We start from the raw sequence: 24,746 nt of genomic DNA, 5'->3' as shown, positions 1-24,746 counted from the left end.
TGCCGGGTGAGCCTCCCCGTGAAGGCAAGTGAGGTGCAGACTTAAGCGCGCTTGGGCGCTTTCTCGGTCAGCCAGACTTCATCCAGACGGAACACCGCGCCACGGGGATGCAGCTGGTAACCGCCGACATAGTCACGCTGCGCAGAGAGCACATCGAAGAAGGCCGGAATGATGGACGGCACTTCCTTATGCATCAGCTCCTGCGCGGTGGCGTAAAGCTGGCGGCGTTCGTTTTCATCAATGGTCTGCTGGGCTTTCTTCACCGCGGCATCAAACTCGCTGTTGTTCCAGCGGGTCTCATTCCAGGCGGCATCGGAGGTGTAGAGCAGAGAGAACACCGAGTCTGCCGAGGGCTGCATGTTGTAGAAACCAACGTAGAAGTTGCCTTTCTTCCAGACCTGATCCAGATAGGTGGAGTGAGCCATGGTTTCGACGTCGATGTTAAAGCCGGCGGGCTTGGCCATTTCACGGATGGCAATCGCCAGCTGAGTGCGGGTGGAAGGCTTGTCCGAAGCGATCAGCTTGATGCTCAGGCCATCGGGATATCCCGCTTCGGCCAGCAGTTTTTTTGCCTGCTCGATATTGGTTTTGCGAAGAGGAATGTCTTTGTAGAAGTGATAGGCGGAGCTGATCGGCGTGTCATTACCGGGTGTGCCGTAGCCTTCGGCAACGAAGTCGATCATGGCGTTGCGGTCGACGGTCAGGGCCAATGCCTGACGAACACGGACATCATTGAAGGGCTTCACATCACAGGCCATGTTGACGTTCAGGAACTGGCCGGACGGTACGCGCAGGGCATTGACGCCGGAAGCACTGGCAAGGCGCTGATACTCGGTCGCCTGGGCCGCCATCATCAGATCCGTGTCACCGGAGATCAGGGCAGAGCCTTCCGCAGTGGGATCAGGGTAAACCAGGACTTCAACACCATCGACATGAGGACGGGCCGGGTCATAGAAGTGCTCGTTACGGGCAACAACGATTTTGCGCTCCGGCTCGTAGGACACCAGCTTGAAAGGGCCGGTACCAATAGCTTCATTGGACAGGCGGTCCATCTGGCCACCTTCAATGATGCTGGCCGGAATAATTTTCGCCGAAGGGTAGGCCAGATTAATCGGCAGGTCAGCATAAGGCTGGCTCAGGGTGATCACCAGAGTCTGGTCATCGCTGGCGGTGACATCGCTGATAGGGCCGATATTCTTGCGGCCAGTGGCGGCGTTATCGGGGTTCAGGATCGCTTTCAGAGAAGCCGCGGCATCTTTTGCGGTACAGGCGCTGCCATCATGGAACACCAGACCCTTACGCAGGGTGAAGGTCCAGGTGGTCAGGTCATCATTGGCCTGCCACTTCTCCGCAAGATCCGCTTCAACCTGCATGTCCGGGCGCAGGCGAGTCAGACCGCTGTAAAGCAACTCGGCCACCAGATATTCAGGGTTAACACGGGTTTTCAGCGGGTTCAGCACTGCCGCTGCCTGATCAACACTGATACGCAGAATGCCGCCTTTGCGTGCTTCGTCCGCAGCCCACAGGCTCTGGGACCAGGGAAGCAGCGTGGCACCCGCCAACAGCGCTGAGCCTCCCAGAAACTGACGACGGTTCAGGCCTTTTACATCTGTCATGGCACTTATCCTCTCAATAAAACAATTTGATCGGGACCCGGGCATGACCCGCCGACATTTTCGGGGTATCAGGCACGCCAGGGTGGCGATGTTGACTTGGGCAATGGCAGCTCGTTGGCTACTTTAATTTTTTAAGAATAGTTATTAATCGACGATCTTTTTCAGCAGCCGGGCAGACTGCCGGGATTCTTTTTCTTGTGACGGCTCAGGTGCAATAGCCCCGAGCCGTGGGCTCTTTTTTCAGATGAATCCGCTCAGCGAGTCAGGCTGCCGCGGGATCAAAACCTTCGGCCAGATACGCCAGAATGGATTGCGCCAGAGCGACGACGTCTTCCATGGTGGTGTACTCATCGGAGGCATGAATGCGATTGTCCGGCCGGGCAAGGCCACCCAGTAGCATTTCTTCAATTCCGGCTTGTTGCACCCAGCCCATGTCAGAGCTGGTGGATGAGCCCCAGACGCGGAAATCCTCAGGTGCATAGCCAAACCCAAGAGATTGCGCCGCCTGCCAGCGTGGCTGGTTCGGACCAACGGGGTCACTCACTGGCGCCAGATGGCCAATCATTTCATGGCTGACTTCCAGCACCGGGCTATCCTTCATGGCGCTTTCGATACAGCTCAACAGCTCAGCCATCACGTCCTCAAAAGCTTCTTCCGGCGCATAGCGGCGGTTAATCAGCAGCTCAAATGCACCCGGAACGGTAGAGCCTTTGCTGCCACCGTGAGCAGCAGCCAGCGTCAGCCGCGAAGTGAGGGGTTTGCCTTCAAAGTGGGGAGGGGATGGCATTGCCGACTCACGCTGTTCCACCTCGGTTTTCAAGGCATAAAGTGCGTTCATCAGCGGCAGACTGTGCTCGATCGCGTTGATGGCGCCGACAGGATCACCTGAATGTGCAGAGCGGCCTGTGATGCGAATCACCAGATCAATACTGCCAAAGCAGCCACCCCAGATACGTGGCGTGGCGCCGCCGTTAAAACTCAGAATGTGGCCCTGTACCAGACCTTGCTCAGCGAGGTAACGAATGCCGGGGTACAAACCGCCTTCCTCGTCCGTACAGAGCAGCAGGCTGGGCGAAAAGCGCAAGGGCAGGTTAGCGGCTTTGGCGGCCCGCAATGCCGCCAGTGCTGCCACCACGGTGCCTTTCATGTCCGCAGCACCCCGGCCAAAGAGCTTGCCTTCGGCGATGGTGAGTTCCAGCGGTTCATGGGTCCAGCCGTCGCCGGGTGGCACGGTATCCGTATGAAAATACAGGCTGCAAACGTCCTTACCCGGCAGATTGGCTTCTGCCATCAGGTTGATGCGCTCACCGTAAACGCTGCCATCACTGGTGCGCCAGAGCGCTTCAGGTACACTGACGCGCTTGCACTCAAGACCCAGCGGTGCGATCAGCTGTTCCATCAGATCCGCAAAGGCGCCATAACCATTACCGGGCGGAAAGCAGGTATCGGTGCGGAGCATGGCTTGCATGTCTTCCAATATCTGAGCCTGATCTTCAGCGATGGCAGCTAAGGCGTCTTGCAATGGGGTCGTTACAGTCATTTTGGAACAGCCTTTGTATTTCTATATAGATTATAGATAATACAGGGAGAGACCGAGGTCAATAAGGAAATCACAATGAGCAAGTCGCAGAAGAGCACCACCTCTGGGGAATCCTTGCCCTCCACTGCGCTGGTCGAGGATCAGGCATCTGGCCAGACGGGAGCAGCTTCGGCAAGTCAGGATGCCGCTTTCCCGCGTCTTAGTGAGATGGAGGGCGCACCCTTATATGAAGTGGTGAAGCGCTATATTTCCGAAGCGATTGTGATGGGTAACTGGGCACCCGGAATGGTGCTGCCGGCAGAGAATGTACTGGCAACCAATTTCGGTGTGTCGGTTGGGACCGTCCGCAAGGCGCTGGCTGAGTTGACCTCGGAAGGCATGCTGATGCGCCGTCGAAAGACCGGCACGGTCGTCACCGGCTGGGCACCTTTGCATAACCTGCGCTATTTCTTTCAGTACTTCCGTTTGCATGACAAGGAAGGCGCGCTCCTGCGCTCCAATACTCAGGTACTGGATTTACAGCGAGGCGGAGCGACTGACGATGAAGCCCGCAAGCTGCAAATCAATGTCGGTGATGAGGTCATACGTTTGCATCGCCTGCGTGAAGTCGCGGGTATTAATGCCATGCACGAATACCTGACCCTGCCAGCGGCGCGCTTGCCCGATTTTCCTGAGGCAGAGCAACTGCCGGCACTGCTTTATCGATATCTGCTGGAGCATTACGGGATTCGGGTCGCTGCGGTACGCGAGCAGCTGACGGCAGCGCTGGCAACAGAAGAGGATGCGCGTCTGCTGAATCTTGAGCAGCCCCATGCCATCATGGTGATCGACGAGATTTCCTTCGACCAGACCACCATGCCAGTGATTCTGGCGCAGCACCGTGCAAGTACCGAGCACTTTACCTATATCAATGAGGTGAGGTAGGCGGAGATCGGACTGCTCGCATCCTCCGTCGCTGAGTTACACTCTATGAACAGCGTGAGGGCTATTAACAGCGTGAAGTCCAGCCATTCAGGAATCCCATGAAGCAGATTGATCAACATATTCGCGAGCGTTACGCCGAGCTGACTCAGCAGGAGCAGAAGCTGGCGGACTTTATTCTCGCGCATCTGGAGGATTTCTCGGCCTATAACTCCGTGGAATTGGCTACAGCCTGTAATGTCTCCAAAGCCACCGTCAGCCGCTTTTTCCGCACGCTGGGGTATCGTGATTACCGGGAAATGCGTGAGCAATACCGGCAGTTGCGACAGGCGGGCGTGCCTGTGATGGCGAATGATGAGGAGCGCGGTGGCGATGTGTTCGAGCAGCACTTGCTGCGCGAGGCTGAGAATCTCAGACAGGGGATGGTGGCATTACGATCGCTGCCACTGGATGACATCCTTGAGAAGCTACTGTCAGCAAAGTGCATCAGGCTGGTGGGTTATCGGAACTCCTATCCGGTGGCGCTGCATTTTCGCCAGCAGTTATTGCAGGCACGTGGAAGCGTTGAGCTGTGCCCCAGCCCAGGTCAAACCCTGGGCGAAGAACTGGTCTCACTGACCGGGGATGATCTGGTGGTGGTCGTTGCCTTTCGGCGGCGGGTGCGCCAGTTAGAAGCCTTGCTGAGCCATCTTCATGCGCAGGGCATTCCGGTGCTGCTGCTGGCAGATGCGACGGCCGTTGGGCTGGCGGATAAAGCTCGCTGGTGGGTGCAATGCCCCCTCGACAGCATTTCCGCTTTTGACAGCTACAGTACAGCGATGAGTTTGGTGAATGTGTTGGTGAATGGAGTCTTTCACCGAGCGCCGGAAGCCAGCCGTGAGCGGGTGAATGCCATTGCAGAGCATTACGCGGCCCTTGAGGAACTGGCTCCGGTCACGTGGGAGTAGTCCTCTTTCGCTCTCACGTTTTTGCTTTCCTGCTTTACTATCTCTTCTCTTGATCTGCAGCAGTGAGCTGCTGCCAGCGGCTTGTCGCTGATCTACCGCACTGATCTGATCTATCGTACATCGACCACATAGCGGGTGGAGTCAAAGCGGTTGAGGATCAGGTGCAGCAAATAGACCAGTGTCAGGGTAATCACTACGGCGCCTGCCACCGAGGAAATACGGTAGAGCGCGCTGTAAATCAAATCCTGCTCCGGCTTCAGGTACTGACCAAAGATAATGCATAGAGTCGTCATGCCTCCAAAGGCCACGCCAGAACCCGGCCCTTCCAGATGATGCACTCGCGCAAATAGCAGCATGCCGATAAAAAAGGCGAGGGCAGAGAGGGTTACGTGGGTGTACTGGGTGAACAATATCAGCTGAATCACGATGGCATAGCTTGAACCCAGCAATGTGCCCTTGGCGCGTTTGATACCCGCCACCAGGACGCCGGACAAGGTCATCGGCAACAGAATAAGGATGGTGGTGGCCTGCGCGGAAAGGGAGTCACGCAGGTCCGCCACCTGAAACACCACGAAGGAGATAGTGGTGATAACGGCGCCCAGTAACGCCTGATGGCGTACCTGTTCAATAGGTTTCTGAATCGCGGGAGGAGGTTGTGGCGTCTCGCGCTGAGGCAGAAAGAACAGCACTACACTACAGACCAGAATCGAGACACAGACGGAAAGCACATTTGCCCAGGCCATAGGGGCAAAAGCCATGTCGGGATAGCTGCCGAAGTGCAGGAAAATATTGGTGTTGAGCACAGATGTCGCGCCAAAAAGCATATACATGCCTTTCGCCATGCAGCGAAACAGCGACAGCATAATGATGAAAAACAGTACTACAAACACCAGCTGGTGATGCTGTAGCAGGTTATACACCAGCAACATGCTGGCCGTGACTACGGAAGAGGACAGGGTCTGCAGGGCCACAAAACCGTTAAACCGGGGTGCCAGCCCCAGCATCAGTGTTGGCAGGACAGCATAGAAGACACCCCAGTCATCCAGATCAGCGACTTTGGAAATCACCAGTCCGATGGTGGCAGCGATGGCAATCCGCAGTATTTTTCGAAGATGTTCGTGACTGTTAATCATGATGTTTTCTGATCTTGCCTGTGAGGTCCTGCCTTGCAGGAGGTCGCTGACATGCCTGACGGCGCATTCATCAGCGCGGGGCGGGCATGCCGCCCCTGAATCTTCAGTACTTTGTAGATAGTCAGTAGTTAGTAGATAAAGTGCAGCAGACTGACGCCGTAGATTTGCAGGTATCCGAAGAAGTGAGCAATCGGATTATGCGTGGGCAAAAGCTGCACGGTGGCACGAGAGCCAACCACCAACGAGTTGGGCGGAGTCTCGGTCAGTGCAAGGTTAAGACGCACACGCTGTGCATCACGCACCCAGCGGGTGGTGTCTTCGGCTTTCGCCAGCTCACCATCAGGTGTGCCCTGCGCCACGGCGACACCGTGGTCGCGGTGTTGAACCACTGCTGGGAAAACCTTGCCGGGCAGCGCATCAAAGACCACGGCTGCAGCAGTATCGTGATCCACATGCAGCAGGCTTTTTTCACGAAAATCGGCAGTGATCCAGGTCGCATCATCGGCGACCAGTGCAATCACCGGTTTGTTGGCTACCGCCATGGTGCCTGCTTCCAGCTGCAGATCAGACACAAACCCGGACGTTTCAGCACGCACCTGAGTTCGGGACAGGGCAAGCTCTGCCTGGGCCAGCTTGTTCTGAGCCTGTAGCGTTAAAACACTGACACCGTCCTTCATCCCTAATTCAGCCCTGATGGAAGCAATATTGGCTTCATTCACGGCAAGCTGAGCCTTGGCTTTCTTGAGCACGGCAAGGGCATCATCACGCTGCTTAACCGGAACACCGCCGTTTTTCACCAGCGATTGATAGCGTTGAACATCATGGGCGGCGTTTTCATAGCTGACCTGAGACTGTTCCAGGGTCGCTTCAGCGCTTTTAAGGGAGGCTTGCAGCTGCAGGACTTTCTGCTCGGTTTGCTGCGCATTGAGCTTGGCCTGTTCGACATTCAATGTGTAATCGCTCGGGTCAATACTGAACAGCACATCGCCTTTATCGACATGGGCATTATTGGTCACCATGACCTGATCAATCTGACCGGATACCCGAGGTGCTACCTGTACCACATAACGCTGCATGCGGCTTTCAGTGGTGATCGGCATGAAAAGATCAGCCAGTACGAAGTAGGCAAAAAGGGCTACAAAGACCGCAATGGCGATTTTTACCCAGCGGTGAAAGAGTTGTTCGGCACTCATGGGGTGTCCTCCTGTACTGCTGAAGGCACAGCTTTATTACGTTCGCTGAGGGTGTAGAGATTACGATGCATGGCTTCAAAGGCAGTGCGAAGCGCGGCCAGGTCATCTTCACTGATTCCCGCCAGAGCATCTTCCTGTACCTGTTGTCGGCAGCTATTGATGCGATCCACCATGGCGCGCCCGTCGGGCAGCAGGTAAAGCAGCTTGGCACGGCGATCAGTCGGGCAGGGGCGGCGTTCAATCAGGCCTTTGTTGACCAGAAAATCCAGTGTGCGCACCAGCGTTGGCTGTTCCACGGCCAGCTCTTCTGCTAGATGGCGCTGGGAAATACCTTCACCGGCTTCAGCAAGATGAATGATGGCAATGCCGGTGGATTGCGTCAGGCCAACGGAGTTAAGAGCGCTGTCCAATGCACTGCGCCAGAGGCGCGCGAGATGGTGAAGATGGAAACCATAGCTGTAATTCATGGTGTGGCTGCAATATTGGTTAGGATGCTAACTATTATCCGGCTAACTATTAGTCTTGGCTAGAGTCATCTATATGTTTCAGCGTTGCATCAATGCAACAGCAGAAAAGCATTGTTGGGCGCGGGAAAATGCTTTGAAATGAGAGACTTAATCGCTTCATCTGGATATGCATCAGCAGTCGTACGACATGTACAGGCCATGAGAAGTGAGTGTTAAGGGTGTTGTTAAAGGTGTTGTTAAAGGGTCTAAAACCATGCTGAAGCGTAAAATTGTTATTGCTGTGTTGCTGATTCTTATTGCGGGCCTTTTTGCAGCAAGCTGGTTTACCCGCGCTTTCACACGTCAGGGCTTGCAGAACTTTGGGCAGAGTTCGCAGGGTGCGTTCGGGTGGGTCGTTAATGGCAGTAACCCCTGGCAGGATGCGCTTTCCTTTGGCTTGATGGGATCCGCCGAAAAAGCGGCCACGCCCTGGTTGCCGATCAAGGGCGACATGCAGCTAACCTACTGGCCTCTGCATGTGGCGGGTGAGGGACAGGTTGAGGTACGCGATACGTCAATCCCCTTGCATCTTTCCGCCGGAGTGAAGCAGGCCTGCATTCAAGCTGACCCGGACTTTACCGGTGCTCCCTGGCTTTTGATGAAAGGCATCAGTCTCTCCGGGCAATGGCTGGTAAATACCTGCCAGCCCTACAATCCTCAGTTGATTCCGCAAGTGAGTCTGAACCTTGAGCAGGGTGCACTGGATCTGGGTGCGGCCGTTACAACCTCTCATGTAGAGCTGACCGACAGTCAGGTGACGCTTCGTTCGGATCAGCTGGGATTGCACGTTGGCACTGCGACGTTGACACTGCCACGCATTCCGCCGCTGTCCTTTACCGACCTGCAGGCCCAGCTGACACCTGCTGATGCAGAATTCTGGAATGAGAGTGCGGGCAATATCGATACTGACCTTTCCGGTGATATTGGCTGGACCGGAATGTCGACTCATGTTCAGGCGCATGCACAGTGGCGTGTTGCTCATCAGGGCGGCGCGACATTGAAGGTTACTCAGGCCGTGTTTTCAGGAGGCAATCTGCCTGGGCTGTCAGGTGAGGCTGAGCTTGGCTTTTCAGCAGCAAAACAACTCACGGCGGGGAAGGTTCATCTTTCAAATCCACCTCCAATGATTCGTTTGCTGTTAACCGGAACCATGGCGGGGAAGGGGGATCTAGAGGGCGTGTTTAAAGAGGGCGAATGGAGTTGGCAGTGACTAGTAGCGCTGCATGCGGACGCGCTGTCCGAAGTCAGTGATGGTGAACGGTTTCGTTGATCAGCGCGCCAAGACGAATCAGCCCTGAAAGTACACACATGGCAATGCCAACCACCAGCATGGTCCATTGGTAATAAGGAAGCGCGTAACCCTCGGGAGATACCTTGATGGGGGTTAGCATATCCACCAGCGCAAGGCCGGTAATCAGGACGCCTGCGGAGTTTAGTAATATCAGCGCAAACTGCATGGGTGTAGAAAGCGAATCACTCATCGCCAAGCCCTCTGGCACGTTATCTCATCCATTCCGAATGGCTGCAGTGTTTTTGCACTGCAGCACCCCGATAAATAATCTATAGAGCCTGTTACGATGTTTTTCCAGTTTCAGATCCTAGCTGGCGCCAAGGTGTTTATTCAAAAAGGCTAAAGTTCTCTCCCACGCCAGATCCGCGGCGGCCTTGTTGTAACGGGCTTCGTTAGTGTCATTGTTGAAGGCGTGATTCACCCCCTCATACACGTACTGTTCATAGTCGATATGGTTCGCTTTCAGGGCATCCTCATAAGCGGCCATTCCCGCGTTAATCCGTTGATCAAGACCCGCATAGTGCAGCTGTACGGCAGACTTGATTTTGCTGACATCAGCGGCCTCTGGCTGGCGGCCATAGAAGGATACGGCAGCATCGAGTGCCGGCTCATGCACTGCCAGCTGATTTGCCAGACCGCCTCCCCAGCAAAAGCCGACACAGCCCCAGTTTCCTGAGGTTTCAGGCTGCTCATCCAGATAGGCAAAGGCGGCGCGGTAATTTTCGATGGTGTCGCTCATCGAAAGCTTGGGAAACAGGGCTTTTGCCTGCTCGGGATCCTCTGGAGTGCCACCCAGCGGCGAGAGAGCATCCGGTGCCAGCGCCATATAACCTGCCAGAGCAATGCGGCGGGTAATATCTTCAATGTGTGGATGCAGTCCTTTGTTCTCATGAATAACAATCACTGCAGATTGCGGTGCAGAGGTTTTCACAGGCTGAGCCATGTAGGCGCGCATGTTGCTGGTGTGACCAGGATAGGTGATGTAACCCGTTTGCAGACGCTTGTCTTCAGGGGAGACAACTGCCGCCTGGGCGTAGTTGTTTTCCAGCAGGGGCAGTAGGGAAAAAGCCAGCGCAGAGCTGCCGGCTAGTTTGCCGAGGCGTGCAATGAACTCCCGGCGGGGCATGGTTGAGTGGGTGTATTCATCGTAGAGGTCGATGTATTTTTGTTCCATGTTTCACTCTCCGTTCCATCCACGGGAAGCCTCCTTGGTGGAGGCTTCCCTAGACTACTATGGGCGTGCAACGACGGATTACAAGTCTCAGCCTTCGCCTTCGTCATCACCGAAGTTCAGGCTGATTTCTGCCAGCTCTTCCAGACGCTCAATCACCTGTGCATTCAGGCTGCGTTTCGGGAAGGAGCCGTCCTTGCGCGCCTTGCCAGGCGAGCGGCCAGTCAGCAGCTCAAGCGCTTCATCGACACTGGAAACCGCATAGATGGCAAAATTGCCCTCTTCAACGGCCGCCACGACTTCCTGGTCCAGCACCAGATTTTCCACGTTGCTGACAGGAATGATGACGCCTTGCTTGCCCGTAAGGCCCCGGGCCTGACAGACACGGAAGAAGCCTTCGACTTTCTCATTCACACCGCCGATAGGCTGAACTTCACCATGCTGATTCACTGAGCCAGTGATCGCCAGAGACTGCTTTAATGGACATTTGATCAGTGCTGAGATCAGGCAGCAAAGCTCTGCCAGAGAAGCGCTGTCACCGTCAATGTAACCGTAGCTCTGCTCCATGGCGATGTGCGCACACATGGTCATGGGGGTCTCCTGAGCGTACATGTTGCCAAGATAACCGGACAGGATCATCACCCCTTTGGAGTGAATGGACTGACCAAGGTCAACCTCGCGCTCAATATCGACAATGCCTTTGGAGCCCGGATAAGCGGTCACACTGATACGTGCCGGCGCGCCGAACTGGGCATCACCAATGGCCATAACGGTCAGGCCGTTGATCTTGCCGATCGCTTCACCGTCAGTATCAACCAGTACCGAGCCTTCCAGAATCTGCTTGGTGACTTCCTCGCTGACACGCCCTGTACGCTCACGTTTGGCGGCCAGTGCGCGGCTCACATGTTCGCTGGTGATTTCCTCAGCATGAGTCAGTCGTGCCATGTATTCGGCTTCACCTAACAGCTCGAACAGCTCACCAATTGAGGCGGTCATGTGTTTCTGGTGTTCAGCCAGACGGGCACTGTGGGTGACCAGACGAATCACCGCATCTTTGGTCAGCGGCAGATAGCTTTCCTTGTCGCAGCGGTCGCGCAGCAGACGACAGAAAGACATCAGGTTATCGCCAGTGCGTTCGATGTAGTCTTCGTAATCCACCAGAACACGGAACATCTCGCTGAACTCAGGGTCCAGTGATTGCAGAGCGTAATAGATTTCACGCGAGCCAATAAGGACGACCTTGACATCCAGCGGCAGGGTTTCCGGGCTCAGGGTAGTGGTGTTGACCAGACCCATCTCGGCGTAGGGGGACTCAATCTTGAGCTCACGACTTTTCAGTGCGCGTTTGAGGGCTTCCCAAACGTAGTCTGAAAGCACCTTCTCTGCATCAACAATCAGATAGCCGCCGTTAGCCTGATGCAATGCACCACCGCAGATTTGCTGGTAGTTAGTCACCAGCGCGCCCTGATCATGCAGATATTCAATGCGGCCAAAAAGGTTGTTGTAGGTCGGATGGGGCTCATACACCACTGGGGTACCGGAAGTCGCGGTACGCGAGACCACCAGATTCGGGCTATAAAGCATTTCCAGCGTCTCGCGACGGCCTGGCTCATCCTTGCCTTCGGAATCAATCAGCTCATCAATCACGACTTTTTGCAGGTTCTTCATTACCTCTTCGAGGTAGTCCTTGACCTGATCATTGTCAGAGTAGGTTTCCTGCATTGGTGCGATCAGAGGCTCAATCGCTGTCTTGATCGTCAGCTGGTTGAGCTCGCGCAGTTGCTCCGTTGTCTCACGGCGCCACTGGGGCAGGCTGAGTAGTTCGTTACGAAGATCCACCTCCAGCTCATTGATCATGGCATTGATCTGGTCGCGCATTTCCTCCGGCAACTGACTGAATTCCGCATCATCCAGCGGCTTGCCTTCAACGATTGGCGAGAAAGTGATGGAGCCTGCTTCACGGTAGAGAGCAATACCCTGACGGCTGGCTTTCTTCTCAACGGTTTCCAGTGCGGCCTCGTATTTCTGGTTGAAGTCACGCTCAATCGCGTTCTTGCCCTGCTGGTAGCTGGGGTCTTCAAAAGCAGCCGGGAATGTCAGCAGCAGGTTTTCCAGAAAAGTGTCGAAGGTTTCCTTAAAGGTTTGACCTTCACCGGGGGGAAGCTGAATGGAGCGGGGCGAGCGCGGATCTTTGAAGTTGTTGACGTAAAGACGATCCGGCGGCGTTTGCTGACGCTTTGCTTCGCTTTTCAGGTAAGAGCTGACATAGGAAGCGCGGCCAGTACCGGGCTCACCCATAACAAAAATGTTGTATCCGGGACGGCGCATGGCGACGCCAAACTGTAATGCCCGAACAGCGCGATCCTGCCCGAGAATGCCGCTCATGGGCTCGATTTCACTCAGTGAGCTGAAGGGAAGCTCATCATCTGCCAGACAAACAGACAGCTGAGCAGTTTCCAGAGACTTGAGGTGCGGCGTTTTTGCCATCCGATGACATCCTGAGGAGAGAGATTAGGGATTTTTTAGCAGTCTGATCAAGGCTTTGCAACCAGATTGATCGGGCAAAGCTGCTGCTGGCGGCTCGTCATCCGGGGCGAAAAAGCAGGGAAAAATGCTGCATAAAAGACCTTTTTGAGGATGCCTTTCGGGCATCGCCAACGGTTTGTCTTGTGAGCTGACCTTTTCCCGCCGGATTAGGCTGGTGTTTAATGGACGGATACTAAATCAAGGATAACGCTATGTCTCTGCCTATCTCTCTGGAAGCCCTGCGGGTGCTGGATGCTATTGATCGGCGAGGAAGCTTTGCAGCAGCGGCTGAAGACCTCAATAAGGTCACCTCGGCCGTGTCCTACACGATTCAGAAGCTGGAGCAGGATCTTGACCTGCTGCTGTTTGATCGTCAGGGACACAAAGCCAAGTTAACCCCTGCCGGGCAACTGCTGCTTGATGAAGGCCGTGAGTTGTTACGCAACTCCGAAAAACTGGTGGAAAAGGCGCGTCAGCTGGCGAACGGTTGGGAGTCTAACCTGACCATCGCGGTGGATAGTGTCCTCCCGATGAATCCGATACTCAGTCTGGTGAACCTCTTTTATAGCGATACGCAGGGGCAAACCAACTTTCGTTTACAGGAAGAAGTGCTAGGGGGCGGCTGGGATGCTCTGCTGAGTGATCGGGCAGATCTGTTAATTGCCCCTTTGCATACGGAGTTTGCGCGTGGTCTGCACCAAGTCACCCTGGGTCATGTGCAATTTTGCTACGTGGCTGCGCCACATCATCCACTGGCAAGCCTAAACCGACCTGCGACCGATGAGGATATTCGCCAGCACCGGGCCATTGCGGTGGCAGATACCTCACGTGAGAGAGCACCTCTCACAGCGGGATTGCTGGATCGGCAGTCCATTCTGACAGTGACTAGCTTCACCATGAAAATCGCGGCGCTGGAAAGTGGCATGGGAAGCGGATTTTTACCGCTACCCTTTGCCAAACCACTGATTGATGAGGGCCGATTAGTGCATGTTCCGGTCGATAAAGAGCGTGAGCCCATTCCTGTTTCTCTTTTCTGGAAACCTAAGCCGGGTGGCAATGCCCGCGACTGGATGATCAAGAACATGCCTAAGCATATTGGCGGCCAGTGTGCTCATGTGATGAATCTGGCCCTTTAGTCACCTTAACCCTGTAAGAATAAGTTGAACACAGCGTTGTGAGCATCGGCGTCTCTGGTGAAGCCTTTAGCGTCACCGCATAAAACTCCTTTTTGACGCGTGGATAGAGCAAACGCGTTCCTGCGATAAGGATCTTCGTATGTTTGTGAAAGAAATCGAGCCCGGCTTTTATGACACTGATGCGTTGGGCCATATCAACAACACCCGTCTGCCTGTCTGGTTTGAGCTGGCGCGTAATGATCTTTTTGCCGTGTTTTCCCCGGCGCTGGACCCGAAGGAATGGCATCTGATTCTGGCGCGTTTGGAAGTCGATTTTATCGGTGAGCTGTTTTACAACGATAAAGTGCAGGTTAAAACCTGGGTAGAGCGTCTTGGCAACTCCTCCATTGTGGTGTTGCAGGAAGCCTGGCAGGGTGATCGTCTGGGGGCACGAGGTCGAGTAACCATGGTTCATTATGACTGGAGTGAGAAAAAGTCCTGCCGTATCCCTGATCCGATTCGTGCCAGGCTGGAGAAGCATTTTCCATCGGATGCCCCCGACGCCTAAGGGGCAGATCAACGCCGTTGAGTGGCATTAAAAAAGGCGAGCCTGTTGCTCGCCTTTATTCCTCTGCATCGATAAAGCCCGCGCTATTGCGCATTCATCAGGATCAGGTCTGTCAAAAGAGCGGCATTGCCCTGATCAATCTCCTGTCGCAGTTCGTGTTCACAGCCACCGGCTGGCAAGTGATTTACCTTGCGACAGTAGTTGTACATCACCTCAACCAGCATATCCTGCGGGAGTTCGATGGCATTGATCTTGCCGCCCAGGCTCAGAAGGATCGTGCGAAGCATGAGAGTGCGAACGATAAGGGTTGTGGTCCATTGGGCAACGCTGTGGCCGTAATCCTGGCCTGCTGATGAGGTTGAGATAAAGGGGAAGCCTGTTCTGCTGATTTCCCCAGCGATAAACCGCTTCAGGGTTTGAGCTAAAGCAGGGCGCATGCTTCGGTAGTGGGTTGCAATATCCGCCTGAAGCTGGAAGGAGGGAACGCCATCCTTTGCATGATCAGTGATGGTGAAAGCGGTAGTGAGTGCCTGACGTAAAACCTCAGGTGAGCCCGGACGGGTCAGTGCTTCCAGCGCCACAATCATCAGCGACATTCGCCCGGCCATGGCGCGAGGCATCTCTTCGCTAAGGGAGGTTTCCTCTGCGCTGTGGTGAGCCTGAGCAATCACTCCGGCCCAGTCGCTGGCAGGTGTTGATTCCATCATTGGCCCCAGTTTCTGCAACGTCAGCAGAATGGCTTCTGCGGAAAGGCTCTCATCCTGCGCCAGCGCCAACAGAGCGCCAAGTGTTTGCTGCCACTGGCCGCTTTCAGGTTTGACAGGGTTATTTGGCACCAAGCCGTGACCCTCGGCATGATTGACTGGCAAGGTGCCTGTGGTCATGGAAAAAGGACTGTCCATGGTTAAGCACAAACGAGCCACCTCCGGGCAGCTCATGGTGCCGCCTTTGGTATAGAGTGCACCAAGGTCACGGAACATGCGGGGATAATTCTGGCAGGTATCTGACAGTAAATGCTCGCCATGATCACGGTGAATAATGCAGAGGCCTTTATCCAGAGCACGGCAGCCATTCTCATCACTCTGCATAAAATAGCCCTGCTCATCTTTAGCAAGGATGTTGTAAATGGGTGGGTAGTCTTTCTGATACTGGGCAACGTGTTCATTATCGACAGCGATACGCCATGCATCATTACAACAGCTGCTGGGGCATTGGTCGGCCAGACAGGAAAAGGCTTCGATATACTCAAAACTCGTGAGTGCTGGCTGTGACATGCTGGTTTGACCCTGAAGAACCCAATGTACTTGCTGAGTGTGGCAGAGGATTGTTCAGTTCCCAATGAGCAGAAGGTTGGCGTGCCTGGGTGAGAATGCCCGGCAGGTTGGCCCTCTCCGGGGAGGGAGAGGGCCGCTCCCATACTCATCAGGAGCCAAGCGAGCCAGGGAGGAAAGCAAAGCCTTCGAGTGGCAATATATCGCTATCAGCGGGGCAGCCTATTGATTCGGATCAAGATTTTCCTTATCCCTGAAAAGAAGCCAAAAATACCGGCGGCCAGCTTTAATCCTGTTAAACCGCCAGTGTTCTTAAGGTATCGCCTTACTGAGTTAGTCGTGGTTATCAAGTAGAACGTAATCCAGTGAAAGTGTCGTCATTATGAAATCTAGCGAAAATATTCGCCCAGCGGATGAGCTGGTAACCTGGGTGGATCGGGATAATCAGGTACTGGGGAGTGTGAGTCGGCGCCGTATGCGCCAGGAGCGCCTTTGTCATCGCGCAGTTTACGTGCTGGTATTTGACCATGAAGGCAGGCTCTGTGTTCATGAGAGAACAAGCACCAAAGACTTTCGCCCCGGCTGGTTTGAACTGAGCGCGGGTGGCGTCGTCGCTGCTGATGAAAGCTACGATGTGGCGGCGACTCGTGAGCTGGCAGAGGAGTTGGGGGTCATTGGTGTGCCCTTGACCTCCCACGGGATTTTTTTTGACGAGGCACCTGATTATCAGGTCTGGGGTGCTGTCTACAGCTGTGTTTACTCGGGTCCGCTGACTCTGCAGCCTGAAGAAGTGGCTGATGCATGGTTTATGGAGCTGCCTGCCATCAGCGAAGTCATGCTGGCGAAAACGACGGAAACCAGTCTCAAAGCGTTTCGTCACTGGCAGTTACAGAATTGAAATGCGAATATTGGGTGTTTATCTTGCTGGCATGGCTGCATTATTTTGTTTGAGTTTTATCTGAAACAAACATGGTTTTGCGCAAATGCCGTGGCCGTTAGACCGTGAGAGGTCTGTGTGAATATTCAAGTATGAGCAGAATCAGGGATTGAAATGAGTAGTACGTCCTGGGCGATTGAAGATTTTCCAGGCCTAAGCAAATTACTGCATCGGGCCGAACTGCGTGGTGGGTCAACACCCTCCGAAGGCTTGCTGCAGGTGGCTGCTGAATGGCAGCGGTTGCACGTGATGCTAAAGCTCCTTTCCCCTGCTTTCTGGGAGTATGATCCCGCCAAAGGCTGGTGGGGGACTCCCTCATTTTATGAGTTTCTCTCTTTGCCCGTTGAGTCAGGCTGGTTAAGTGATGAAGCCTGGATCGAGCGAATTCCGCCTGCGCTTCAGGATCTGGTCACCCCTTATGCTTCGCTGTCAGGCGCACCTGAACCCATCGTCGGAGTTATTCAGCATCACCCTTTCACTCTCGGTGAAACGGCATTTCGCGCCACTATTGCCATTCTTGAGGCAGCGGATAATCGTGGCTTTTGTGGCGTACTCATTCCCGAGCAGGCCAGTGCGCCAATTCTGAAAGCCAATGGCTTACTGGAGCAAAGCTCTTTTGGGATGCTGATGATTGATCAGCAGCTGCGGGTAAGCCAAGCCAATCAGCGTGCCTGTGAGCTGTTGGAAACCACCTCAGCGTCGCTCAAGGGCAAATTAATGCCACTGTTCAAAGCTCAGGCAGAGAACCCCGGCTTTATTCCACAGTTGATCGCGTTGATTGAACAAAACGGTCGTTGGCAGGGGGATTTGCTGTTATCTCAAGCCAATGAGGAAAATCGGATTTTTCAGGTTGAAGTGGTTGCTTCTGCTAAGCAGGGCATCACTCAGCCGGGCGAGCTGATGGTTCTGCTGACGGATGTCACACATCAGCGCCGCGCAGAGCGTCGGTTGAACCAGCTCGCCTATCAGGATGTATTGACCGGGTTGCCTAACCGTCAGCAATTACAGGCTGAAGTGGAGCGACAGATTATTCATGCCGGGCCAGGTCATGAGCTGGCGCTGATTCTTATGGATCTCGATAACTTTCGTATGCTCAACGACAGTTGGGGACATACCACAGGCGATGCGCTGCTGGTCAGTGTGGCCAGACGACTGCGTAAGCATCTGCCGGAAAACATCATGCTGGCCCGACTTGAGGCAGATCAGTTCGCGCTGCTGATCAGCGGTGTTCAAAAAGCCGAAAATGTGTTGTCACTTTGTTCCGAAGTGCAAAGAAATTTATCTGAGATTAAGGAAGTTCAGGGTAAATCTCTGTATACCACTGCAACGCTGGGTTACGCCTTGTATCCCGCGGATAGCAAGTCTTCTGAGGATCTGTTTAAACATGCCGATATGGCACGATTTCGTGCCAAGGCTCTGGGTAAGAACCGGATTCTCTGTTATGAACAATCCATGGGAGAGAGCCCAAAGGGGCGTTTGCATATTGCCCACCAGTTGAGGGAAGCTGTAGGGCGCAATGAACTGCAGTTGTTTTATCAACCAAAATTCAGCACCCAATCACCTTTTGAACTCGAAGGGTTTGAAGCGCTAATTCGCTGGTTCCCCAGCGGTTATGGCGGCATGATCTCGCCGCTGGAATTTATTCCGGTGGCTGAAGAGACGGGCATGATTGTCGGTCTCGGCTATTGGGTGCTGGAGGAAGCCTGCCGACAGATGTGTCTGTGGCGTGAGCAGGGTTTGCGTGTGCCGGTAGCGATTAACCTCTCTGCACGGCAATTACTGGATACCTCGCTGGTCTCCCGCGTCAAGGAAACGCTTGATTACTTTCAGCTTCCTGCAGACATGCTGGAAATGGAGCTGACCGAAAGTACCCTGATGCAGGATATTGATGAGGCGATTTATCAGCTTCATGCTCTGCGTGAACTCGGTGTGAGGCTGGCGATTGATGACTTCGGAACAGGGTACTCCTCTATGGCGTACCTCAAGCGTCTACCGATACAGACGCTGAAAATTGACCGGGCCTTCATTCGGGATATTGAGTCTGACAAGGATGATCGCGCCATTATCGGTGCAATCATGGCCATGGCTCGTAGTCTGGAGTTGAAGGTAGTAGCCGAAGGTGTGGAAACTCAAGCACAATGGGAGTTTCTGAAAGAAGCCGGGTGTGAGCTCACGCAAGGTTTTTTGCAAGGGAAGCCTATGCCGGTATCGGATTTAGATGGATTTTTTGCAGAACAGAAACTGGCCTGATCAGTGATCAGACTTTCTGAAGATGCGGAGCGTCGATTGATACAGATTTATTGAGTGAGGTCGTCACGTGAAGAAAGCGCTTACCACAGGGGAAGTAGCAAAGTACTGTGGTGTTAATTTCCGCACTGTCATTCGTTGGATTGAACGAGGACAGCTTAAGGCCTTTAAGCTACCGGGGCGCGGAGATAATCGCATCAGCATCGAGCATTTTGTCGCGTTTTTGCGCGAGCATGATATGCCCGTACCGTCGGAGTTTCAGGAACTGAGCCGACGCGTATTGATTATTGAAGACCAGCCGCAAATGGCTGCCGCTATTGAAAGGGTTCTTCGTCGTGCAGGTCTTGAAACCCGCATAGTGAGTGACAGTTTTCAGGCGGGTACCCAGCTGGCGGAATTTAACCCCTCCATGATTACGCTGGATCTGCAGATGCCAGGCCTGAACGGATTCCACGTATTGGACTTCCTGCGTCAGGATGATCGCTATCGTGGCGTCAAGGTGCTGGTGATCTCCGCGCTAAGCGAGAAGCAATTGCAATCCTCGCTTGAGCAGGGCGCAGACGAAGTGCTATCCAAGCCCTTCGATAACCAGCAGTTGTTGGATAAAGTGGCCTCCCTGCTGGATCTCAACATTGTGATCGAGCGGGAAGCTCCTGGCGCTGCCGAAGCCTGACTAACGGGTGCACCAGCATAAAAAAAACGCCTCTATGAGGCGTTTTTTTTATGGGCAATTATGGGGATGACTCAGTCTTTTAACTTAAGTGCGAAGCTTGCCACTCGCTTGCCCAGTGCGCTAGCAAGAGCGCTCTCATCCTGACTTAATCCAGATTCCTTTTGCTGTCCGGGTTGCCAGTGAGAGGCGCCATAGGGCGTTCCGCCTGTGGTTGTGCTGGATAGCTCAGGCTCACTGTAAGGCAGTCCGCAAATCACCATGCCATGATGTAGTAGCGGCAGCATCATCGTCAGTAAAGTACTTTCCTGTCCGCCATGCAGGCTTGAGGTGGACGTAAAGACTGCAGCAGGTTTGCAGCTCAGACGCGCACTCATCCAGCTGTCGGCGGTGCCATCAAGAAAGTACTTGAGAGGAGCTGCCATGTTGCCAAAGCGTGTGGGGCTGCCGAGGATCAATCCGGCGCAGTTATTCAGATCTTCTTTTGAGCAATAGACCGCGCCTTCGTCTGGAACGGCGGGAGCACTGGCTTGGTGATCTGGCGATACGCCAGGAACCGTGCGCAGGCGTACATCTATCCCTTTCACTTGTTGCACACCACGAGCAATTGCCTGGGCAAGTGCCAGGGTGCTGCCATGTCGTGAGTAATAGAGGACGAGAATGTAGGGTGCGCTCATGACAGAATTTCCAGGATCTGTTCGACAGGGCGGCCAACGGCAGCGCGATCACCACTGATCAGGATAGGGCGTTGCATCAGCTTGGGAGTGTCTGCCATCGCTGCAATCAGCGTCGCGTCATCTGTCGAGCCGGAGTTGAGTTGTTTGTATTCATCCTCGTTGGTTCGCGTCCAGTCCTTTACCGGAGCGCCCAGCTTTTCTGCGAGTTGGTGCAGTTCATCGCGGCTCAACGGGTCTTTCAGATATTCTCTTACCTCAAACTCCACGCCTTTTTCCTGAAGTAGAGCGAGCGCTTCGCGGGACTTTGAGCAGCGGGGATTATGAAGCAGGACCGGGCGTGACATAGAAAGACTCCTTACATGGTCGGCGTCGAAAGCGCAGACCTCTCTTGGCCTTGAGTGAATCCATCCGTATTGTAGAGAGCAGGAACAAGAATACCAGCCAGAGAATAGAGCAGGTCTGATGAAGGGAATACGATGGATGGCCAGAGCGCGGCATGCTTCAGCATTTGCCCGCTACGTGTTCAAGCGTTTCATTGAAGGGCAAGGGTTTCTCAATGTCTCGGCGCTGACCTATACCACGCTGTTTGCTGTCGTTCCTGTGCTGATGGTGATGTACTCGGCACTCTCAGTTTTGCCGCTTTTTGAAGGTGTGAGCCTGGATATGCAGGCTTTCATTTTTTCGCATTTTCTTCCCAGTAGCTCTCAGGCTGTTCAGGAGTATCTCGCAGGTTTTGCGGATCAGGCACGAAGGCTCACCGCTGTGGGGGTGGTTTTCCTGCTCTTGACGGCTTATATGACGTTGCGAACGATTGAGCAGACGTTTAACCGTATCTGGGGTGTGGTGGAGTCGCGTAAAGGTGTGGCAAGTTTTCTGCTTTACTGGGCAGTTCTTACCTTGGGGCCCATGCTGTTTGGTGCTGCATTTGCCATCAGTTCTTATATTGCGACCTTGCCATTTCTGACTGATGTCAGTGGTGTGGCTGGTCGTTATCAGCTGCTACAACTGCTGCCCTGGCTGTTGAGCTGGGGAGCCTTCACGCTACTTTACTGGGCCGTGCCAAATTGCTCGGTACCAGTGCGCCATGCTATGTGGGGTGGACTTCTTACCGCACTGCTCTTCAATATTGCCAAGGCTATCTTCACCTTTTATGTAAAGCAGTTTCCCTCTTATCAGCTGATTTACGGTGCCTTTGCCGTCATTCCGTTATTCCTTCTCTGGATTTATCTTTCCTGGCTGATTGTTCTGCTCGGAGGGCATGCGGTCCGAGCGATGGCAACCTTTAACCTCTTAGGGCTCAAACGGCATCCCGCCTTTATTACTATGGCTTTTGTGCTGTTGGAGCGTTTATGGATAGCGCAGAAACGGGGTGAGGCTGTCTCGGAAGAGCAAATGCAAAAGCATCTTCCGGCAGAGGCGCTTGAGGAGCTGCTGGATATGTTTCAGCAGTGTGGTTTTATTATTCGCAGTGAGTCCGGCGGCTGGTTATTAAGTCGGGATCTTCATGCGTTACCTATGTACGAAGTGCTGGAAGCACTGCCTTTTTCCCATAGAGGCGAGTTGCCGGGAAATGAAGGTTATGCCTGGGAGGCCAAACTCAGCGCAATGCTGCTGCAATGGCGAGGGCAGTGGCGAGAGCAAATGGCATTGCCTGTCACTGCATTATTAGAAGAGTCTGAGCGCACGGATGAGTCAGTGGCAGGTCATGTCTCGGAAAGCTTAAGTATAGTGAAGGAGCCAACATGCTAGCAGTTCATGCGTGGGTTGATGGTCGGGTACAGGGGGTCTGGTACCGTAAGTCGCTTTACGAACAGGCGGTCACCCATCAGTTGGTAGGCTGGGTGAGGAATCTAAAGGACGGTCGGGTTGAAGCCTGGCTTCAAGGAGAGGAGTCTTCGGTTCGGCACGTGGAAATGTGGCTGTACGAGGGGCCGGAGCTAGCGGTGGTGAATGAAGTAAAGCTAGAAGTGGAAGCGCCGGACACGGCTCTTGATCGCTTTGAGGTATGGCCTGATGGCTGAGGGTTGTCTATGGCTCTAGCTGGCTCTATAAAGCGCTTACCTGCAGCCTGCTAGAAATAATAATAATCCCACCAGATTTTCACCTTATCCGAATAGGTGCTTTCGCCGAGCGATCCGTTATAGCGCTGAAGTGCTCTATCAAAGTTACCGGATTCTCTATCCAGATAGCGCCTGAGAATCGTACAGCCCAGCTCGATGTTTTCCTTGTCCACCAAAAGATTTGCCTCAGGTTGCTCTAAAACAGGCAGCCAGAAGGGCATGACCTGCATAAGGCCTATGGCACCAACCCGAGAAACCGCAAAGCGATCAAAGTGACTTTCTACGTGGATGACAGCAAGTATCAGTTCTGGAGGAAGATGGTGTTCTTCAGCGGTGTCCCAGACGATATTGAGGAGCGGGAGCGGGTCTTCATTCTTAAAAAAACGTTTGTAGGGTGAGAGCCGGCCAGCCTGAAGTGTCAGCCAAACGGTTTTAATATAGGGGTCATCAGCTGCATGAGCAGCGGGCAGAGATGGAGTGAGAAAAACAAAAACCAGCCAGAAAAGCAGCACCTTTCTGACTGGTTTTAGTAAGTTTAATTGCGCTGTTGTCACACGTTAATGAGTGCTTTAAGCGTTTCGAATACTTCAGAGGCATTCATGTCACGGCTTTCGCTGTCACGACGGCCTTTGTATTCAACGGTGCCATTTTTAAGGCCGCGTTCGCTGATTACCAGGCGGTGAGGAATCCCGATCAGCTCCATGTCAGCAAACTTAACGCCGGGGCGTTCTTTGCGGTCATCCAGCAGGACGTCCAGACCGGCGTCACGGAACTGCTGATATAGCTCTTCGCTAATCTTGGCGACTTCTTCGGACTTGTCGGCGTTCAGCGGCACCAGTGCCAGATGGAACGGGGCAATCGCATCAGGCCAGATGATGCCTTTGTCATCATGGTTTTGCTCAATGGCTGCTGCAACGACACGGGTCACGCCAATGCCATAGCAGCCCATCTCGACAACCTGCGCCTTGCCATTCTCATCAAGAACCGTTGCGTTCATTGCTTTACTGTACTTGTTGCCGAGCTGGAAGATGTGTCCGACTTCAATACCACGGCGCATTACCAGTTTGCCCACGCCATCCGGACTTGGATCACCTTCAACAACGTTACGTAAATCCTGTACCTGAGGCGTCGGCAGGTCACGCTCCCAGTTGATGCCGAAGTAATGCTTGCCTTCAATATTGGCGCCAGCGCCAAAATCAGACATCGCAGCCACTTCACGATCAATGATACAAGGGATCGGTAAGTTGATCGGACCGAGTGAGCCGGGACCAGCGGGCATAAAGCTGCGAATCTCTTCTTCGGTTGCGAAGGTCAGTGGTGCAGCAACGTCTGGCAGGTTTTCGGCTTTGATTTCGTTAAGTTCGCGGTCACCACGAACCATCAGTGCGACGAAGTCGGCTTCATTTTCTTCGCTGGCACGAACGAACAGTGTCTTCACGGTCTTTTTGATATCCAGACCGTGTTTCTCGACCAGATCAGCAATGGTGCGAGTCTCAGGAGTGTCCACCAGACGCAGTTCTTCCTGAGCCGCTTCAGGAGCAAAGGTGGCAGGAATGGCTTCCGCTTTTTCCAGGTTGGCCGCGTAATCACTCATGTCTGAGAACGCGATCAGGTCTTCGCCTGAGTTTGCCAGCACGTGGAACTCCATGGAGCGATTTCCTCCAATAGCGCCGCTGTCTGCCTGTACGGGGCGATAATCCAACCCGATACGATCAAAAATATTGCAGTAGGTCTGGTGCATCAGCAGGTAGCCGTCGTTCAGAGACTCGGGCGTCAGATGGAAGGAGTAGGCATCCTTCATGATAAATTCGCGTCCGCGCATGACACCGAAGCGTGGGCGGATTTCATCGCGGAACTTGGTCTGAATCTGATAGAGGTTAATAGGCAGCTGCTTATAGGAACTAACCTCACGACGGAATACATCTGTGACGACTTCTTCGTGAGTTGGGCCTAAGCAGAAGTCGCGCTGGTGACGATCTTTGAGGCGCAGCAGCTCGGGGCCATATTGTTCCCAGCGGCCGGACTCCTGCCAAAGCTCTGCAGGTTGAACTCCAGGCATCAGGATTTCCTGGGCGCCGGACTTGTCCATCTCTTCACGAACGATTTTTTCTACCTTGCGAAGGGTGCGGATACCCAACGGCAGCCAGGTGTACATCCCTGAGGTCAACTTACGGATAAAGCCTGCGCGCAGCATCAGCTGATGGCTGATAACTTCTGCATCAGAAGGGGTTTCTTTAAGAGTGGCGATCAGCAGTTGACTCGCTCGCATAATACTCGCTCGTTTCGGTAGGAAAAAAAGACCAAATCATTCTAGGGAGTGGGCTGCACTGGGGCAAGCCTGCACTCCCGTTGGATGG

23 protein-coding genes are annotated in these 24,746 nt (G+C 53.9%); 10 read left to right on the top strand and 13 right to left on the bottom strand.

Annotation, left to right across the window (positions count from 1 at the left end):
- Window positions 1-41: 41 nt before the first annotated feature.
- Window positions 42-1,616: an ABC transporter substrate-binding protein gene (locus ACKC9G_RS05985; RefSeq protein WP_411404022.1), complete on the bottom strand. Its 1,575-nt coding sequence runs from the start codon at window positions 1,614-1,616 to the stop codon at window positions 42-44.
- A gap of 262 nt (window positions 1,617-1,878) precedes the next feature.
- The gene (locus ACKC9G_RS05980; RefSeq protein ID WP_411404021.1) at window positions 1,879-3,156 is read right to left on the bottom strand and encodes a M20 family metallopeptidase; all 1,278 of its coding nucleotides are present in this window, start codon (window positions 3,154-3,156) and stop codon (window positions 1,879-1,881) included.
- A gap of 75 nt (window positions 3,157-3,231) precedes the next feature.
- On the opposite strand from ACKC9G_RS05980, the gene ACKC9G_RS05975 reads away from it, so the two are divergent.
- Both ACKC9G_RS05975 and ACKC9G_RS05970 read left to right on the top strand, forming a co-directional pair.
- Entirely contained in the window at window positions 3,232-4,080 is an 849-nt protein-coding gene (locus tag ACKC9G_RS05975; protein ID WP_411404020.1) for a GntR family transcriptional regulator, read from the top strand.
- A gap of 98 nt (window positions 4,081-4,178) precedes the next feature.
- Window positions 4,179-5,024, top strand: a complete 846-nt coding sequence (locus ACKC9G_RS05970) for a MurR/RpiR family transcriptional regulator (protein WP_411404019.1) — start codon at window positions 4,179-4,181, stop codon at window positions 5,022-5,024.
- A gap of 110 nt (window positions 5,025-5,134) precedes the next feature.
- Here the strand turns inward: ACKC9G_RS05970 and ACKC9G_RS05965 are convergent, their stop codons facing one another.
- The 3 genes from ACKC9G_RS05965 to ACKC9G_RS05955 all read right to left on the bottom strand — a co-directional run bounded on the left by ACKC9G_RS05965 (window position 5,135) and on the right by ACKC9G_RS05955 (window position 7,817).
- On the bottom strand, window positions 5,135-6,157 hold the full coding sequence (locus tag ACKC9G_RS05965; protein WP_411404018.1) for a DUF2955 domain-containing protein: 1,023 nt from the start codon (window positions 6,155-6,157) through the stop codon (window positions 5,135-5,137).
- Window positions 6,158-6,285: 128 nt separating this feature from the next.
- Window positions 6,286-7,350, bottom strand: coding sequence for an HlyD family secretion protein (locus ACKC9G_RS05960; protein ID WP_411404017.1), 1,065 nt, complete (start codon window positions 7,348-7,350; stop codon window positions 6,286-6,288).
- The gene (locus ACKC9G_RS05955; RefSeq protein WP_411404016.1) at window positions 7,347-7,817 is read right to left on the bottom strand and encodes a MarR family winged helix-turn-helix transcriptional regulator; all 471 of its coding nucleotides are present in this window, start codon (window positions 7,815-7,817) and stop codon (window positions 7,347-7,349) included. Before ACKC9G_RS05955 ends, ACKC9G_RS05960 begins: the two co-directional genes overlap by 4 nt.
- Before the next feature lie 253 nt (window positions 7,818-8,070).
- Here ACKC9G_RS05955 and ACKC9G_RS05950 point away from each other — a divergent pair, with 253 nt between their 5' ends.
- Entirely contained in the window at window positions 8,071-9,066 is a 996-nt protein-coding gene (locus ACKC9G_RS05950; RefSeq protein ID WP_411404015.1) for a hypothetical protein, read from the top strand.
- Between the two features lie 34 nt (window positions 9,067-9,100).
- On the opposite strand, the gene ACKC9G_RS05945 is transcribed toward ACKC9G_RS05950, so the two are convergent.
- The 3 genes from ACKC9G_RS05945 to ACKC9G_RS05935 form a co-directional block, all read right to left on the bottom strand.
- Window positions 9,101-9,337 (bottom strand): hypothetical protein, encoded by a 237-nt coding sequence (locus ACKC9G_RS05945; protein WP_411404014.1) that lies wholly within the window; start codon window positions 9,335-9,337, stop codon window positions 9,101-9,103.
- 117 nt (window positions 9,338-9,454) lie between these two features.
- Window positions 9,455-10,321, bottom strand: a complete 867-nt coding sequence (locus tag ACKC9G_RS05940) for a dienelactone hydrolase family protein (RefSeq protein ID WP_411404013.1) — start codon at window positions 10,319-10,321, stop codon at window positions 9,455-9,457.
- Window positions 10,322-10,408: 87 nt separating this feature from the next.
- Window positions 10,409-12,805: a Lon protease family protein gene (locus ACKC9G_RS05935; protein ID WP_411404012.1), complete on the bottom strand. Its 2,397-nt coding sequence runs from the start codon at window positions 12,803-12,805 to the stop codon at window positions 10,409-10,411.
- 251 nt (window positions 12,806-13,056) lie between these two features.
- Here ACKC9G_RS05935 and ACKC9G_RS05930 point away from each other — a divergent pair, with 251 nt between their 5' ends.
- Window positions 13,057-13,980: a LysR substrate-binding domain-containing protein gene (locus tag ACKC9G_RS05930; RefSeq protein ID WP_411404011.1), complete on the top strand. Its 924-nt coding sequence runs from the start codon at window positions 13,057-13,059 to the stop codon at window positions 13,978-13,980.
- 139 nt (window positions 13,981-14,119) lie between these two features.
- Window positions 14,120-14,527 carry an acyl-CoA thioesterase gene (locus ACKC9G_RS05925; RefSeq protein ID WP_411404010.1) on the top strand — a complete coding sequence of 136 codons (408 nt, stop codon included), beginning with the start codon at window positions 14,120-14,122 and terminating at the stop codon, window positions 14,525-14,527.
- A gap of 83 nt (window positions 14,528-14,610) precedes the next feature.
- Here ACKC9G_RS05925 and fliB read toward each other — a convergent pair whose 3' ends face one another.
- Window positions 14,611-15,801 carry a flagellin lysine-N-methylase gene (gene fliB, locus ACKC9G_RS05920; protein WP_411404009.1) on the bottom strand — a complete coding sequence of 397 codons (1,191 nt, stop codon included), beginning with the start codon at window positions 15,799-15,801 and terminating at the stop codon, window positions 14,611-14,613.
- Window positions 15,802-16,180: 379 nt separating this feature from the next.
- On the opposite strand from fliB, the gene yfcD reads away from it, so the two are divergent.
- The 3 genes from yfcD to ACKC9G_RS05905 all read left to right on the top strand — a co-directional run bounded on the left by yfcD (window position 16,181) and on the right by ACKC9G_RS05905 (window position 19,655).
- A complete protein-coding gene (gene yfcD, locus ACKC9G_RS05915) occupies window positions 16,181-16,696 on the top strand; it encodes an NUDIX hydrolase YfcD (protein WP_411404008.1) in 516 nt (171 codons plus the stop codon).
- Window positions 16,697-16,849: 153 nt separating this feature from the next.
- On the top strand, window positions 16,850-18,985 hold the full coding sequence (locus tag ACKC9G_RS05910) for a putative bifunctional diguanylate cyclase/phosphodiesterase (RefSeq protein ID WP_411404007.1): 2,136 nt from the start codon (window positions 16,850-16,852) through the stop codon (window positions 18,983-18,985).
- 67 nt (window positions 18,986-19,052) lie between these two features.
- Window positions 19,053-19,655 (top strand): response regulator, encoded by a 603-nt coding sequence (locus ACKC9G_RS05905; protein WP_411404006.1) that lies wholly within the window; start codon window positions 19,053-19,055, stop codon window positions 19,653-19,655.
- Window positions 19,656-19,726: 71 nt separating this feature from the next.
- On the opposite strand, the gene wrbA is transcribed toward ACKC9G_RS05905, so the two are convergent.
- Window positions 19,727-20,329 (bottom strand): NAD(P)H:quinone oxidoreductase, encoded by a 603-nt coding sequence (gene wrbA, locus ACKC9G_RS05900; protein WP_411404005.1) that lies wholly within the window; start codon window positions 20,327-20,329, stop codon window positions 19,727-19,729.
- A complete protein-coding gene (arsC, locus tag ACKC9G_RS05895; RefSeq protein WP_411404004.1) occupies window positions 20,326-20,673 on the bottom strand; it encodes an arsenate reductase (glutaredoxin) in 348 nt (115 codons plus the stop codon). Before arsC ends, wrbA begins: the two co-directional genes overlap by 4 nt.
- 136 nt (window positions 20,674-20,809) lie before the next feature.
- Between arsC and ACKC9G_RS05890 the strand changes: the two genes are divergently transcribed.
- Together ACKC9G_RS05890 and ACKC9G_RS05885 are read left to right on the top strand one after the other, a co-directional pair.
- Window positions 20,810-22,078, top strand: coding sequence for a YihY family inner membrane protein (locus tag ACKC9G_RS05890; RefSeq protein WP_411404003.1), 1,269 nt, complete (start codon window positions 20,810-20,812; stop codon window positions 22,076-22,078).
- Entirely contained in the window at window positions 22,072-22,350 is a 279-nt protein-coding gene (locus ACKC9G_RS05885; protein WP_411404002.1) for an acylphosphatase, read from the top strand. The genes ACKC9G_RS05890 and ACKC9G_RS05885 overlap by 7 nt, the downstream gene beginning before the upstream one ends.
- A 50-nt stretch (window positions 22,351-22,400) precedes the next feature.
- Here ACKC9G_RS05885 and ACKC9G_RS05880 read toward each other — a convergent pair whose 3' ends face one another.
- The gene (locus ACKC9G_RS05880; protein WP_411404001.1) at window positions 22,401-22,943 is read right to left on the bottom strand and encodes a lytic transglycosylase domain-containing protein; all 543 of its coding nucleotides are present in this window, start codon (window positions 22,941-22,943) and stop codon (window positions 22,401-22,403) included.
- The gene (locus ACKC9G_RS05875; protein WP_411404000.1) at window positions 22,940-24,658 is read right to left on the bottom strand and encodes a proline--tRNA ligase; all 1,719 of its coding nucleotides are present in this window, start codon (window positions 24,656-24,658) and stop codon (window positions 22,940-22,942) included. Before ACKC9G_RS05875 ends, ACKC9G_RS05880 begins: the two co-directional genes overlap by 4 nt.
- Window positions 24,659-24,746: the final 88 nt, after the last annotated feature.

Source organism: Pokkaliibacter sp. CJK22405 (assembly GCF_046614695.1).
Taxonomy (GTDB): Bacteria; Pseudomonadota; Gammaproteobacteria; order Pseudomonadales; family Balneatricaceae; genus Pokkaliibacter.
Note: the sequence above shows the minus strand (reverse complement) of the source record. Positions and strands in the feature narration are given on the sequence as shown.